Annotated in this window: 12 protein-coding genes; 10 read left to right on the plus strand and 2 right to left on the minus strand. The window is 37.7% G+C overall.

Annotated elements, in window-relative coordinates:
* Positions 1–731, plus strand: a 731-nt coding sequence (locus E1163_RS09960; protein WP_155171294.1) for a class I SAM-dependent methyltransferase, incomplete at its 5' end; no start/stop codon positions are given.
* A 247-nt stretch (positions 732–978) separates the two neighbouring features.
* Here the strand turns inward: E1163_RS09960 and E1163_RS09965 are convergent.
* Together E1163_RS09965 and E1163_RS09970 are read right to left on the minus strand one after the other, a co-directional pair.
* Positions 979–3939, minus strand: a complete 2961-nt coding sequence (locus E1163_RS09965; protein ID WP_155171295.1) for a glycosyltransferase family 117 protein — start codon at positions 3937–3939, stop codon at positions 979–981.
* 145 nt (positions 3940–4084) lie between these two features.
* Entirely contained in the window at positions 4085–4723 is a 639-nt protein-coding gene (locus E1163_RS09970; protein ID WP_155171296.1) for a sulfate ABC transporter permease, read from the minus strand.
* Between the two features lie 164 nt (positions 4724–4887).
* Here E1163_RS09970 and E1163_RS09975 point away from each other — a divergent pair, with 164 nt between their 5' ends.
* From E1163_RS09975 to E1163_RS10015, 9 genes are all read left to right on the plus strand, one after another.
* Complete coding sequence (locus E1163_RS09975) at positions 4888–6069, plus strand: tetratricopeptide repeat protein (RefSeq protein WP_155171297.1); 1182 nt, start codon at positions 4888–4890, stop codon at positions 6067–6069.
* Between the two features lie 21 nt (positions 6070–6090).
* Complete coding sequence (locus E1163_RS09980) at positions 6091–7395, plus strand: hypothetical protein (RefSeq protein WP_155171298.1); 1305 nt, start codon at positions 6091–6093, stop codon at positions 7393–7395.
* 6 nt (positions 7396–7401) lie between these two features.
* Positions 7402–8820, plus strand: coding sequence for a lipopolysaccharide biosynthesis protein (locus tag E1163_RS09985; protein WP_155171299.1), 1419 nt, complete (start codon positions 7402–7404; stop codon positions 8818–8820).
* A 71-nt stretch (positions 8821–8891) separates the two neighbouring features.
* Entirely contained in the window at positions 8892–9707 is an 816-nt protein-coding gene (locus tag E1163_RS09990; protein WP_155171300.1) for a hypothetical protein, read from the plus strand.
* A gap of 2 nt (positions 9708–9709) precedes the next feature.
* A complete protein-coding gene (gene rfbF, locus E1163_RS09995; protein ID WP_155171301.1) occupies positions 9710–10489 on the plus strand; it encodes a glucose-1-phosphate cytidylyltransferase in 780 nt (259 codons plus the stop codon).
* Positions 10453–11544 (plus strand): CDP-glucose 4,6-dehydratase, encoded by a 1092-nt coding sequence (gene rfbG, locus E1163_RS10000; protein ID WP_221417978.1) that lies wholly within the window; start codon positions 10453–10455, stop codon positions 11542–11544. The genes rfbF and rfbG overlap by 37 nt, the downstream gene beginning before the upstream one ends.
* Positions 11545–11568: 24 nt before the next feature.
* Positions 11569–12795 carry a class I SAM-dependent methyltransferase gene (locus tag E1163_RS10005; RefSeq protein ID WP_155171302.1) on the plus strand — a complete coding sequence of 409 codons (1227 nt, stop codon included), beginning with the start codon at positions 11569–11571 and terminating at the stop codon, positions 12793–12795.
* A 5-nt stretch (positions 12796–12800) separates the two neighbouring features.
* Positions 12801–13667 (plus strand): NAD-dependent epimerase/dehydratase family protein, encoded by an 867-nt coding sequence (locus E1163_RS10010; protein WP_155171303.1) that lies wholly within the window; start codon positions 12801–12803, stop codon positions 13665–13667.
* A partial coding sequence (locus tag E1163_RS10015; protein ID WP_155171304.1) for an FkbM family methyltransferase occupies positions 13639–14233 on the plus strand: 595 nt, incomplete at its 3' end. The genes E1163_RS10010 and E1163_RS10015, both read left to right, overlap by 29 nt.

The raw sequence follows: 14233 nt of genomic DNA on the forward strand, positions 1-14233 counted from the left end.
CTGACAACCCAATCCATCAGCGACTTCTCAAGGCTTATTACCTGGCTGAAGACTTCGTAAAAGGGGATCTGTTGGAGATCGGTTGTGGTGAAGGCCGTGGTATAGCACTTCTAAAAGACAAAAGCTCATCTTATACAGCTATCGACAAAATTGAGAGTGTGCTGGAGGCCTTAAAGAAAAAGTATAATGATGTTACTTTCATTCAGGACAATATACCTCCGTTCAGCAAAGTGGAGAGCAACAGCTATGATGTTATAATCAGCTTTCAGGTAATTGAGCATATCAAAAAAGACAGGCAGTTCTTAGAAGAAATTCATCGTGTTCTTAAACCGGGAGGCAAAGCCCTCCTTACTACGCCCAACATCAAAATGACGCTCACCCGGAATCCCTGGCACATCAGAGAGTACACTGCTGATCAACTGGAGAAATTGGCAAAAGAAATATTCCCTAAAGTAGAGATGAAAGGAGTAGGGGGTAATGAAAAGGTAATGGAGTACTATGAAATGAATAAAAAGAGTGTCAGGAAAATAACCCGTTTTGATATTTTCAACCTACAGTACAGATTACCGGCTTCGTTGCTAAGGATACCCTACGACCTGCTCAATCGCATGAATAGAAATAAGCTTAAAGATAGTAACGACAGTCTCGTTAATGAAATCCATCACTCTGATTACATTCTAACTGACGATGCTGATAAAGCTTTGGACTTGTTTCTTATTGTTGAGAAATAAAATAAATAGCAGTAAAGTTAGAACCATCTATTGCCTATAACTTTCACCATCCGCCTGCGGGGATTTCTTTGTAACTGTGGAGTGACATTTTGCCCAATCGTAGCGATCGTTTGTGATTAATGTAGGATAAGATAGCAGGAAACCATAAGTTCAAGGTTTCGCCCATAATGAGTTATTGATACACTATAAAACAAAAAGCCCCTGCATTCATTTGATTGCAGGGGCTTTTTGTTTTATGCCTGTTTGTTTACATGCGGCCTCTGAATAACTGCATATCTGCAACTATCCTTTGGTAGGCTTCTTCGTATTTTTTAGCAAGTTCCTCCTGCCCATTCTCATAGAGCGTTCTTTGAAGCTCAGCAAGTACGATCAGGTTTCGTTGCAGTTCAAAACCAAGGTCTTTATTTTCTCTGGCAAGATACTCAACCATCTCCACTGCACGGTCACCGAGCACCTGAGCTATTTCGATTGCTTTTTCGTCTTCACCTAAGGCAAACAGCAAGGCAATAGTTCTGGCGGCAGTATAATCATAAGGTACAGCCTCATCCGGCATTTTTTCCAAGCTGAACATAAGTGCTTTACGAGCTCTTTCTTTATCTCCCTTATCAATTAAAGCAGTTGCCAGAGTGTTGAAACTTGTACGGTGGTTAAGCACAAAGTTTCTGTAATCCTGGTTATAGTAAACGTTGGGATTGTCCAGTTCTCTGTAATGGAAATTGTTCATGAGGTTGTCATACATCACTTCCGCGTCTACAAAATCCTTTTTTGGATCCGGATTAAGGATAGGAAGTATTCTATAAGCATTACCTTCCTGAATGGCATATCTGCTAAGATCGAAATTGATCTGCTGCATAGAGGTATTGTTCAGGTAAATTGGTCTTTCCCAGTTTGCAGAGGCCAGTACATCAAGGATGGCAAGATCTTTTTTCTCCAGAGCATTCTTTCCACGTTTAAGGCTGAAGACCATTTGGTCTACCAGCAGGCTATCCATGCCTTCTGGTATTATGCCTAAGCTTCTTACTTTATCTTTATCAACATCTATGGTGAATGTTCTGCTTGGCACCACATTGGTAGACCCATATTTCTGGCGAAGTCTCTTGTCTTCTTTCTTCACCAGTTGCAGAAATTGCTTCACATCTATGCTGTTTAGCTTATAATCTTCATAAGGAAGATAATCATTAAGGCCATTTTGCTTATAGTTTTCATACGTAAGCGTATAAGGGAATGCTTCCGACTCATAAACAGGCCTCATGCTTTGCTTTATATACCAGTCCGTATTGTAATAACTCAATACCACCACACGGGCATCCGTTCTGAAACCTTCTACTTCCTGCACATACCATAATGGGAAGGTGTCATTATCACCTCCGGTATACAAAATAGCATTTTCAGTGGTGGATGCCAGGAAGTTCTTGGCAGAGTCAACAGAGAAATATCTGTTGTCACGATCGTGGTCATCCCATCCCTGAGCAGCCATTAGGGCTGGTCCTGAAAGACATAGCACTGAAGAGAATATGGCGGCAGTTTTTCGTGCTGAAAATTTTGCCAGCAAGTCGCCAAGAGCCAAAACAGAGAAACCGATCCAGATGGCGAACGCATAGTACGAACCTACATAAATGTAATCCCGTTCTCTAGGTTCAATGGGTGGGGAATTCAGGTAAAGGATCAGTGCAATTCCTGTTAAGAAGAACAGCATGGCAACAAATGCAAAATCCTTTTTATTCTTTTGGTACTGATAAAACAGCCCGACAATGCCTAAAATCAAGGGGATCATAAAGAAGTTATTTCTCCCTTTGTTTTCAGCAATTTCTTCAGGTACATCTTCAAAGGCATCGAACGGACTTAGCCAGTTAGCATCCTGAATATCACTTTCCCTACCTGCAAAGTTCCACATAAAGTAGCGCATGTACATCCAGCCCATCTGATGCTTAAGCATGAATGTTATATTATCTACAATATTTGGTTTTTCACCTTCGCCCAAGCCCGTTACTTCCATATATCGTTCTATATGTCGAGGGTCATTGCTGTACATTCTTGGGAATAGCGTTAAATGGTTAGGGTCATACTTATAAACCATATTTCTGTCCGCTATTTCATATTCATCTTCGCCTTTAACATATACAGGGGCACCTTCTTCAGAGCCTACCACCCTGGCAGTGTAGTATTGACCATAAAGCAGAGGCCTGCTTCCATATTGCTCCCTTTTGAGGTATTTTACGAATGACATAACATCCTCAGGGTTATTTTCATCAATCGGAGGGTTGAAGTTTGACCTGATCACTACTATAGCATAGGAAGAGTATCCGATAAGAATGAAAGTAAGTGCTAACAACGATGTGTTAAGCAGTACTTTCTGATTTTTGATAGAATATTGAATACCTATAATTAAACCTGCGATGATAAGTGCTCCAAAGAAAATGGCTCCTGAGCCAAATGGCAGGCCAAGGTTATTAACAAAGAATATTTCAAATGTCCCTGCAATGGATGGTAAGCCTGGGATGATGAAGTTATTAATTAATATGATCAGGAACCCGCTGATACCAAGTGTAGCTATGATCCCCCAGGTAGTTGGCTTATATTTCTTGAAATAATAAATAAGGCCAAGGGCAGGAATAGTAACAAGGTTAAGCAAGTGGACTCCGATGGACAGCCCCATCATGTAGGCAATAAGTATGAGCCACCGGTTAGCGCGGTTTTCGTCTTCCATAAGTTCCCATTTCAGGATAGCCCAAACTACAAAAGCTGTAAAAAAGGAAGACATGGCATATACTTCAGCTTCCACCGCAGAAAACCAGAAAGAATCAGAAAAAGTATAAGCTAAAGCACCCACGGCACTGGCTCCAATGACCATTAAAATGTTGCCCTCACTCATTTCAGAAGTATCTTTTACCTTAAGTATTTTTCTTGAAAGCATGGATATAGTCCAGAACAAGAATAAAATAGTAAAGCCACTACTGATAACACTCACCACGTTTATCCAGTAAGCCACCTGTGTCACGTCGCCAAATGAGAAGAATGAAAATATTCTACCTATAAGAAGGAACAGCGGAGCACCCGGAGGGTGTGGTACCATCAATTTATAAGATACAGCAATAAATTCACCGGCATCCCAGAAACTAGCCGTACGTTCTAGTGTAACAAGATAAACAAGTGTAGAGATAGCAAAAACTACCCATCCACCTATGTTATTAACTCTTTTAAAATCCATTGGAGCTTATGTTATTATATTTAGAATGGCGAAAATAACGAACTATGCACAATTAACAATGCATATTGTACATTAACCCAAGGTTGGAACTGTTGAAGGAGATGTTTATTGTGCAAATATCATTTGTTGTTACATGTGCGCCCTACTATTTATAAACGAGCAGGTAAAATCCCAGCCACAGCAAAAAGAACAGTACATAGGAGGAAAAGACAATAGCATAGGCTACGTTTTTTTGTTTTCCAGCCATATGATGAACGCCTTCTACCAGAACAAACCAATACACAATCTCAAAGATATTTAAGGCCTTTAAGGGATAAAACCATCGGCTATCAATTTCATATGGATCTGCCAAATGCATTAAAGAAAGAGGGTAGAAGGAACGGATTTCAAACAGGTTGGGGTCCATGGCAATAAATAGAAACCAAATGATCTTCAACATTTCCGGGATCAAAAATATAGCCTCGGCAATCACCACAACCTGCCAGATTTGACCATAGGTGATTTTATAACCGAACATAAAGCTGCCTACCCAGATGACGAAACTTATAATAGTAAACTTAAACAGGTAAATAAGTGGAATGCTGAAATACTGCAAGGCGTTGATGGCATGAAATACGCCCATTTCACCTCTGGATTCGAGTACTTCAAAAGCAGCAGTCTGGTCTTCAATGAACGTCTTCTTTACGACAAGTAAAAACAATGTAGCCAGGCAAAGCACAAGGAAAAACACCCATTTATTGGTATTAAATATGGAAGAGTCATCTGTATTTTCTAAGGAATGCATATAGGTGAATGTGGTGTTTTTATTTGATTGGGCCAAATTAGCTAAACATCCTGATTTTTTCGTGTCCGTACAGAACGAAAGAAGACCATTTATCTGTTCATAGGAATGATTGTTGGAGAGGACAAGGCTAGAAATAAATAATAATTTATCTTTAACCGATAATTATGAAGAGGATTGTAATCATACTGATTTGTTCGTTGGGCTTTACTGTAGCATTTGCTCAAAGCAACGATGCTGCCGATGATAATAAACCCATTATTCTTATATCGGATATGCAATTGCAGATTGATGTCAATCAGGCAATGAACGATCTGTATAACTTTAAATTTGACAAGGCCGAGAAGCAATTTAGGTGGCTAAAACAAAAATACGGCTGGCATCCCTTGCCATACTTTCTGCTGGGTCTGAGTGAATGGTGGAAGATCATGCCAAACGTAAGCAACACCGAGCATGACGAGAAGTTTTTGGCCTATATGGATACGGTGATCTATATCTCAGAAAGGCTTCATGATATGCCCCGGCATGAAGTTGAAGCCTCATTCTTTTTGGCTGCAGCATACGGTTTCAAAGGAAGGCTTTACTCAAGTGAAGAACGAAAGAATTGGACGAAATCAGCTTTTGCAGGCAAAAACGCGCTTAAATATATGCAGGAAAGTCAGGGCATGCACGACCTAAGTCCTGAGTTGTTGTTTGGAGATGCCTTGTACAACTATTTTTCTGTTTGGGTACCAGAAAATTACCCTCTACTCAAGCCGATCCTGGCCTTCTTTCCAAAAGGCGACAAAGAGCTGGGAATCAAACAGCTTAGGGAAGTCTCATACAATGCCTTTTACACCCGTACCGAAGCGATGGTATTTCTTATGCGGATTATGGGCAGCTATGAAAACAATAAAAGTAAGGCACTGCAAATAGGAGAGTACCTCCACCAAACCTATCCGGATAATCCCTACTTCCATAGATATTATGCTCGTTTGTTATACACCTCAGGCAAGTTTAGCGCTACCAAACCTGTTGCTGAGGCTATATTGGCTCGTATTGATAGCGGTATGATTGGCTATGAAGCTACCAGCGGCCGGTACGCAGCCTTCTTTTTGGGGCAGATCCACGAAAGCCGGAAAGAATACCAGGAAGCCAAGAAGTATTATTTAAAAGCCAAGGAGTTTTCAGAACAGATTAATGCCACCGATACAGGCTATTATCTTTACTCACTACTATCCCTGGGAGAGATTTACCAGCAGGAAGGAAATGAAAAAGAAGCCAAAAAATACCTGAAACTGGTTAAAAAGCATGCCAAACGTAGCGATGATGTTCACGAAAAAGCCAGGGAGCGGCTGCGGGAGTTTTAAAATTTGTACCTTGCCATTTAGATGGAACTAAAAGATTTTGTAGTCACCCCAATTGTACTCTTCATTGTATATATCCTCGCCTACATCATTAGGCCTAAAGTCACGGATCATAATACAAGGAGGTATTTTATTCCTGCATTGACAGTGAAGATTATAGGGGCTATTGCATTAGGATTAATATATCAGTTTTATTATGGTTTTGGAGATACTTTTTGGTACCACACCTATGGTAGCCAGATAATATGGGAGTTATTTTGGGAGCATCCGATAGATGCTTTAAGGATTATTTTTGGGGATAATGTTTTTGTTCCTGATCTGTATATGTATACTAGCAGAATTCGGTATTTCGAAGATGCTGATACATTTTTTATTGTAAGACTTGCTGCTATTTTTGATATTTTCACTTATGGTAGCTATGCTGCTACATCTGTGTTATTTGCAGTAGCAGGTTTCACTGGTTTATGGGCGATGTATCAGGTCTTTTATTATCGTTTTGCTAATCTTTATAATTATCTGGCTCTTTCAATATTATTTGTTCCTTCTGTAGTTTTTTGGGGCTCAGGTATATTAAAGGATACTATTACAATTTCTGCGCTGGGATGGCTTTTATATGCTTTTGATAAGCTTATAATATTAAAACGAGGAAAACTTCTCTTTTTAATTATTGTGGGCATAATCGCCATCTATCTGTTGTTCGTTGTTAAAAAATACATTCTTTTTACTTTCGTGCCCTCTGCAATGGCATGGTTCTATGTTTCTGGAATAAAAAAGCTGTCGAATGTGTTTGTTAAAATTTTAATAGCGCCGGTTTTACTAGCATTGGTAAGTCTAATAGCGGTTTTCTCAATAAATAAAATAGGTGAGTATGATAAAAAATATGCTATAGACAATTTAGCTAAAACGGCACAAATTACAGCTTATGATATCGCGTATCAAACGGGTAAGGACGCAGGCTCAACTTATACCCTTGGAGAGCTTGACGGAACCTATTTAAGTTTATTTAAATTGTTTCCTCAGGCCGTAAACGTTGCTCTTTTTAGACCCTATATTTGGGAAGTACGTAATCCATTTATGCTTCTTGCCAGTATTGAGTCTACCTTTATCTTGTTTTTGACCGTAACTGTTATTTTTAAGAAATATTGGATTGGAATAATAAACCAAAAGGTTGATGCTATTATTTTATTTAGTATAATTTTCACTGTTTCGTTTGCTTTTGCTGTAGGTGTTTCCACTTTTAATTTTGGTACATTAATGAGATACAAAATACCCCTTATGCCTTTTTACTTATCAAGTTTGGTGGTTTTGATCAAAAGTCATAATAAGTGAACTGTAATGTGGAATAGTGTTTTTTGGTACCTGAGTGGTAAGATATTTGCTCAGGGCTTTGGCCTTGTAGTCTCCATTATACTTGCTCGATTAATACTCCCCGACGAATTTGGCATTATAGGCATGGTGCTGGTAATCATAGCTATGTCTCAAGTTTTTTTAGATTTTGGCTTTGGTGCAGGTCTAATACAGAAGGAGAATGTCGATGAAGATATCTACAGTTCTGTATTTTGGTTCAATGTTTTCATGGCATCTGTATTGACCTTTCTGTTATTCGTTCTTGCGCCTTATGTTAGTGAGTTTTATGGTCAGTCCAGATTGACATCAATAACAAAAGCCTTGTCCTCACTTTTTTTTGTAGGAAGCCTTGGATTGATGCAGTCGGTGATCCTGACCAAAGCTATGAATTTTAAGGTTCAGTCAATTGCCACAACAATTGCAACAGTGTTATCAGGGGTTATTGCTATAGTTCTTGCCTTGAGAGGTTTAGAAGTATGGGCTTTGGTATTTCAGCAAATACTTCTTAAAGTATTTAATGTGATCATCCTCTGGTTGCTTGTGCCATGGAAACCAAAATTGTGCTTTAAGATCTCTCATTTGAATGAAATATGGTCTTTTAGCTCATATAAGTTTACAACTCAAATATTACAAAGTATACTTAGTAAACTTGACTCTATTATTATAGGAAAATTATTTGTTCCATCTGTTTTAGGGTTTTATAGTAGATCAAGAAACCTTGCGGATCTTATTAAATCATACACTTCCGAATCGTTCAGTAAAGTGTATTTCCCATATGTAAGTAACAATCAGGGAGACATTGCCAAATTAAAAGAAACATACTACCTAGGGTTTAAAGTAGTAGCAATTGTATCAATTGGTCTGAGTGCATTGTTTTACTCAATTGCTGATGAGTTGATCGTTATTTTATTCTCTGATATTTGGCTGAAAAGTGCGTATTATTTTTCGTTTATGATTATTGCGGACAGTTTTACTAAGCCATTAGGTCAGATGAATTTGACTATGCTGGTCGGTCTTGGATATGCAAATGTTGAACTCAAGTTGCTTCTTATGAAAAGAACCATATGGGTATTAGCATTAATAACTCTTTGGTATCTAGGGATTGAGGTGTTTTTGTTTGCCATAATCATACATTCTTTTATTGCTTATTTAATAGATTCATACTTTGTGTCGAAGTATTTGCTAATTAGTCTTACCTTTGTTTACTTTTTTCTTATAAAGTGTTTGGCAATAGCTGTAGTCAGCATTCTGCTTTCGCAATGGATTGATTTTGAGGGATTTATTATATTGAATGCTGTGTTGAAATCCGCAATTGTTTTGACTTGTTTTTTAATTGGGATGTATTTTATCTCTCGTGAATCCATATACCTTATATATAACAAAATTATTAAATATAAAGCGTCTTGAGTCATCAGATAATTCATATCGGTATTGACAAAACAGGGTCTACCTTTTTGCAAGATCAAGTATTCCCTTTGGTGGAAAAGTATAAATATTATTCTCCAGGCTTTACTAAGGATCATGTAGCCTTTAGAAAAATAACAGGTCAGGATGGGTCACTTTATTCTCATAAGGATATAAAAGAAGATCTGAATGAATTGGTTAATTCGGATGCACTAATAAGCGATGCAAGTCTTAGTGGAAGAGCTATATATAGACACATTAACAGGTCTTTAGTAGCTCAAAGGCTTAGTGATTTATTTCCCAATGCTACCATATTGCTTTTTATACGGGGACAGGAGAAGGCCTTACACTCAATATACAATCAATATGTTAAGGGAAGTAGAAGGGGAACACTGCCAATGAATGAGTATTTTATCACCAACTATAATGGTGATTATGATAGTTACTATGTCGATGAGAAGTTTCATGTCGAATTACTCAAATTCTCCCACTTAATAGCTCTATATAAAGCTTTGTTTAAGAGGGTTGAAGTTTTTCTTTATGAGGATGTGAAAAATAATAAGGAGGAGGTGCTTAATCGGTTAGAAAACATTCTTGATCAGCGGTTTACTGATGAACAAAGAGAAAGAATACTAGGTTCCTCCAAAGTTAACCCTAGCATTGATACTTCAATGATTTATAAAAGAAGAGTGGTTAATAGCCTTGAGCGAATACCTATGAATGGGGTATTGTGGTCTATTGCCAGAGCATTTTTAAGAAGGCTCGCTTCTAATAGTTCATCGGAGGAGCTTCCTGTTAAAAACGACTATTTTAAAGAAGATAATAAGAAAATTATCGAATTATATCCCGAAATTGGTTTAACGAGATATCCCGAAGATTATAAAATTTGAGTATGAAAACAGTTATTTTCGCAGGTGGGTTGGGGTCAAGAATTTCAGAGGAATCACATTTGAAGCCCAAGCCAATGATAGAGATAGGGGGAAGACCAATGCTGTGGCATATTATGAAAATCTATCAAAAGTATGGTTTCAATGAGTTTATCGTTTGCTTAGGATATAAAGGGTATATAATAAAGGAATACTTTATGAATTATTTTCTTCATAACTCAGATGTTACTATAAACCTAGCAAACCAGGAGATGGAAATTCATAAAAGTCCTAAAGAAGATATAAAAGTAACATTGGTTGACACGGGATTAGATACACAAACTGCAGGACGTCTAAAATTGGTTCAGCAATATATAGGGCAGAATGAAGATTTTATGCTTACGTATGGAGATGGAGTTACAGATCTGAATATAGATGAACTGGTTGAGTACCATAAGAATCATGGGAAACTAGCAACCGTAACTGCAGTTCAACCCCCAGGAAGGTTTGGGGCTATTGCCACTCAGGAGGATGGCAGTGTTAGTAAATTCATAGAAAAGCCGACGGAAGGTGCCGAGTGGATAAATGGAGGTTTCTTTGTTTTAAGTTCCAAAATATTTAATTACCTAGAGGGTGATATGAAAAATGTTCCTTGGGAGCAGCAACCTATGAAAGGATTACAAAAGGATAATCAACTGGTAGCCTTTAAACACAGAGGATTTTGGAAGTGCATGGATACATTGAGGGATAAGAACGAACTGGAAAAATTATGGATAAGCCAAAAGCCCTGGAAAGTATGGAGTTAATAAAACCTTATAAAGGTAAGCGGGTATTAATAACAGGACATACAGGGTTCAAAGGAAGTTGGTTAACAGTAGTTTTTAATCACTTGGGATCTGAGGTGCTGGGCTATGCTTTACCAGCCTCCCAAGATAGCTTGTTCGATGAAATTAATGGGGACCAGTTATGTACCTCGGTGTATGGAGATATTCTGGATAAGGGAAAGTTAAAAAAAACAATTACTGATTTTAAACCTGATTACGTATTTCACATGGCGGCCCAGTCGCTAGTGATAGATTCTTATACAAATCCCCTTTATACCTTCGAGGTTAATGCAATAGGAACAGCAAACCTCTTAATGTCATTAACAGAGTTATCAGGTAAGTGCTCTACGGTAATAATAACCACAGATAAAGTTTACGAAAATAATAACTACGAAAAAGCCTTTACAGAGCAAGAGCCTTTAGGCGGATATGATCCGTATAGTGCCAGTAAAGCGTGTGCTGAAATTGTTACCAGTTCACTTAGAAATAGTTTTTTTAAAGATCAAAATAATAAACAAGCAATAGCTTCGGCCAGAGCAGGTAATGTGATTGGAGGTGGAGATTGGTCGGAAAACAGACTTTTGCCGGACATTATAAGGTCCTTGAGGAATCATGAGCCTGTAAAAATCAGAAATCCTTATTCTGTAAGACCATGGCAGCATGTTTTGGACCCGTTAATTGGCTATGTGAAGCTTGCGCTGGCTCTGGACTCAGAAGAACAGCGATTTTGTGGAGCTTACAACTTTGGTCCTTCACATGAAAACGTTTACACTGTAAGCGACATTGCAAAAATAGCATTGGATGCTTGGGGAGAGGGGCAGATTGAAATCTCTTCATCAGAAGATAAGAAACATGAGGCTGCCTATCTAAACTTAGATAGCTCAAAAGCAACAAATGATCTTGGCTGGAAGCCTGTATTAGATGTGAAAGAGTCAGTGTTATGGACGGTAGAATGGTATAAAAAATATGTAAATGATAAGCAAGGGGCTCTGGAATTCACCAAGTGTCAAATAGAAAACTTTCTGAAAATAGTCTGATCTGTAAAACTTATATATCTTAAAATGAACAAGTGCCGATTTTGTGGTCATCCTTTGAACTTCAAATTTATTGATTTACAACATAGTCCGGTATCCAATGCATTTATTCCAATGGAGAGATGTAAGGCAGCTGAAGTAACTTACCCTTTAAATGTGAATGTTTGTGATAGTTGCTTTCTGGTCCAAACCGAGGATTACCAAACCTCATCGGAGTTATTTACCAGCGATTATCCATATTTTTCGTCGTTTTCGAAATCCTGGCTTCTGCATTCGTCTGATTATGTTGATATGATGATAGAAAGGTTTGAAATTGATTCGAGTTCATATGTTGTTGAAGTAGCTTCTAATGATGGATATCTTTTGCAGTTTTTCAAACAGCAAGGGGTAAAGGTTTGTGGAATAGAGCCCACTCAGAGCACGGCGGATGTTGCAATATCCAAAGGTATTGAAACCGTTGTTGATTTCTTTGGCGAAGATTTGGCAGCACGTCACTTTGCTGATAAGAAAGCTGACCTAATCATTGGTAATAATGTGCTTGCCCATGTACCAGATATTAATGACTTTGTAGGTGGGGTTAAGTTTGGTCTAGCACTTGATGGTATTTGTACTTTTGAATTTCCCCACCTCGTTGAACTTATAGCTAATAATCAATTTGACACCATATATCACGAGCATTTCTCATATTTTTCATTCCAAACGGTATATAAGATATTTGATACGCATGGTTTGACTGTATTTGATGTTCAAAAGCTAAAAACACATGGCGGGTCCCTTAGAGTTTTTCTAAAACATAAAGGCGATGAAAATCACATGGTGACGTCCCAGGTTGATGACTTATTAAATGAGGAAAAGCAACTAGGAGTGTTAAGCCGTGACTATTATAAGAACTTTGAGCAAAAGGCATTTACTGTCAAACTTGAACTTCTGGAATTTTTAATATCGGCAAAAAAAGCAAATAAAAAAGTTGCAGCCTATGGAGCAGCAGCTAAGGGGAACACGCTACTTAACTATTGCGGAGTTAAGGTTGACTTGATTGATTACTGTTGCGATGCGAATATCCATAAACAAGGTATGTTTATGCCGGGAAGTCACATTTCAATTATGAGTCCTGATTATATTAAAGAGGATAAGCCTGATTACATTCTTATTTTACCATGGAATTTGAAAGATGAAATTACCTCTGACTTGTCGTATATCAGAGATTGGGGAGGGCACTTTATTGTAGCTATTCCGAAATTGACAATTATATAAGCCTGATGCGTGTCTTAGTAACAGGAGCAAAGGGGTTTATAGGACGTTATGTTGTAGAGGCTTTTTCAAAACATTGGCCTAATTCTAAAATTTTTGCAGGTTGTAGGTCAGAATCATGTGAGGATTTTTTGCATTTAAGTAATGTTAAAACTGTTTATCATAACCTCTGGAATGAAGACCATAGTATTACATTTCAACGCAATTATGACATTATAGTCCATTTATCCTGGCCAAGTATACATCGGTATAATGACCCTTGTCATGTTAATGAGGTACTCCCTGCTCAGAAAAGATTTATTGATCAAGCTATAAGATTTACTTCCAACCTCACTATCTCAGGTACCTGTTTTGAGTATGGTCTTGTTGAAGGCGCATTGAATGAAGATCTTGTGGCCAATCCTGTAACTCAATATGGAATAGCCAAAAATGAACTAAGAAAGTATGTATTTGATTCTGTGCCAGAAAATACTTGGCTTAAGTGGTTGAGGATATTTTATGTTTATGGGCAAGGTCAAAGTACAAAATCTCTTATTCCTCAACTTGAAAATGCTATTGCAAGCAATGAGGAAAGTTTCAATATGTCAGGAGGGCAACAGGTAAGGGACTATCTTTTGGTTAATGAGTTAGCCGAAATAATAGTGAAGGTTGCAAAAAGAGAAAACATAAAAGGGATTTTCAATTGTTCTTCTAATAAACCGGTTGTGTTGGAGGCATTCGTGAAAAAATTCATAACTAACAATTACCCGGATTCTAAAATAAATTTGAACTTAGGCTTTTATCCATATAATGATCTTGAGCCTTTTGCTTTTTGGGGTGATAATTCTAAACTTATTTCATTATTGAATGATGACTATAATACTCCGACTTTTTAGAAAGCTTGGTATACTGAAATACTTATCTATTTCGGTACCAAGAAATACTAACAAGATAAAAATAAGAATTCCGGTCTTAGCAGGACAGGGTATAGAGCACTTCGTTGAAAAGAAGGAAACTTGGATGACTGATATCTTGGGTGTGTTTTTGGCTTCACATCAAAAAAAACTTGTTTTTTTTGATGTGGGAGTTAATATAGGACAGACGCTGTTAAAGCTAAAAATGCTTCAACCAGACTCAATATATGTAGGGTTTGAGCCTAACCCTACCTGTGTCCACTATTTATATCAGTTGACCAGAGTTAATTCGTTTGGTGATGTAGATATTATACCGGTGGCTTTGGGAGAAGCTTCTCAATTGGCAAAACTAAATCTTTATCACGATACAGATATAGATAGTACTGCCTCTATTATTAAAGAGTTTAGAGATCAGAAAAAGATCAAAAAGACAACCTATGTTTCTGTCTTGAAACTGCCTGATGATTTTAATAAGGTGCCCGATATTATTAAAATTGATGTTGAAGGAGCGGAGCTTGAAGTTTTGAAAAGTTTATATTCTACTATTG

The sequence above is a fragment of the Fulvivirga kasyanovii genome (genome assembly GCF_009711405.1).
Classification (GTDB): domain Bacteria; phylum Bacteroidota; class Bacteroidia; order Cytophagales; family Cyclobacteriaceae; genus Fulvivirga; species Fulvivirga kasyanovii.

Excerpts from the sequence above, each read along its gene's own strand:
- E1163_RS09980 (WP_155171298.1), top strand. The coding sequence starts at position 6,091 with ATGGAACTAAAAGATTTTGTAGTCACCCCAATTGTACTCTTCATTGTA.
- E1163_RS09985 (WP_155171299.1), top strand. The coding sequence starts at position 7,402 with ATGTGGAATAGTGTTTTTTGGTACCTGAGTGGTAAGATATTTGCTCAG.
- E1163_RS09965 (WP_155171295.1), bottom strand. The coding sequence starts at position 3,939 with ATGGATTTTAAAAGAGTTAATAACATAGGTGGATGGGTAGTTTTTGCT.
- rfbF (WP_155171301.1), top strand. The coding sequence starts at position 9,710 with ATGAAAACAGTTATTTTCGCAGGTGGGTTGGGGTCAAGAATTTCAGAG.
- rfbG (WP_221417978.1), top strand. The coding sequence starts at position 10,453 with ATGGATAAGCCAAAAGCCCTGGAAAGTATGGAGTTAATAAAACCTTAT.
- E1163_RS10005 (WP_155171302.1), top strand. The coding sequence starts at position 11,569 with ATGAACAAGTGCCGATTTTGTGGTCATCCTTTGAACTTCAAATTTATT.
- E1163_RS09975 (WP_155171297.1), top strand. The coding sequence starts at position 4,888 with ATGAAGAGGATTGTAATCATACTGATTTGTTCGTTGGGCTTTACTGTA.
- E1163_RS10010 (WP_155171303.1), top strand. The coding sequence starts at position 12,801 with ATGCGTGTCTTAGTAACAGGAGCAAAGGGGTTTATAGGACGTTATGTT.
- E1163_RS09970 (WP_155171296.1), bottom strand. The coding sequence starts at position 4,723 with ATGCATTCCTTAGAAAATACAGATGACTCTTCCATATTTAATACCAAT.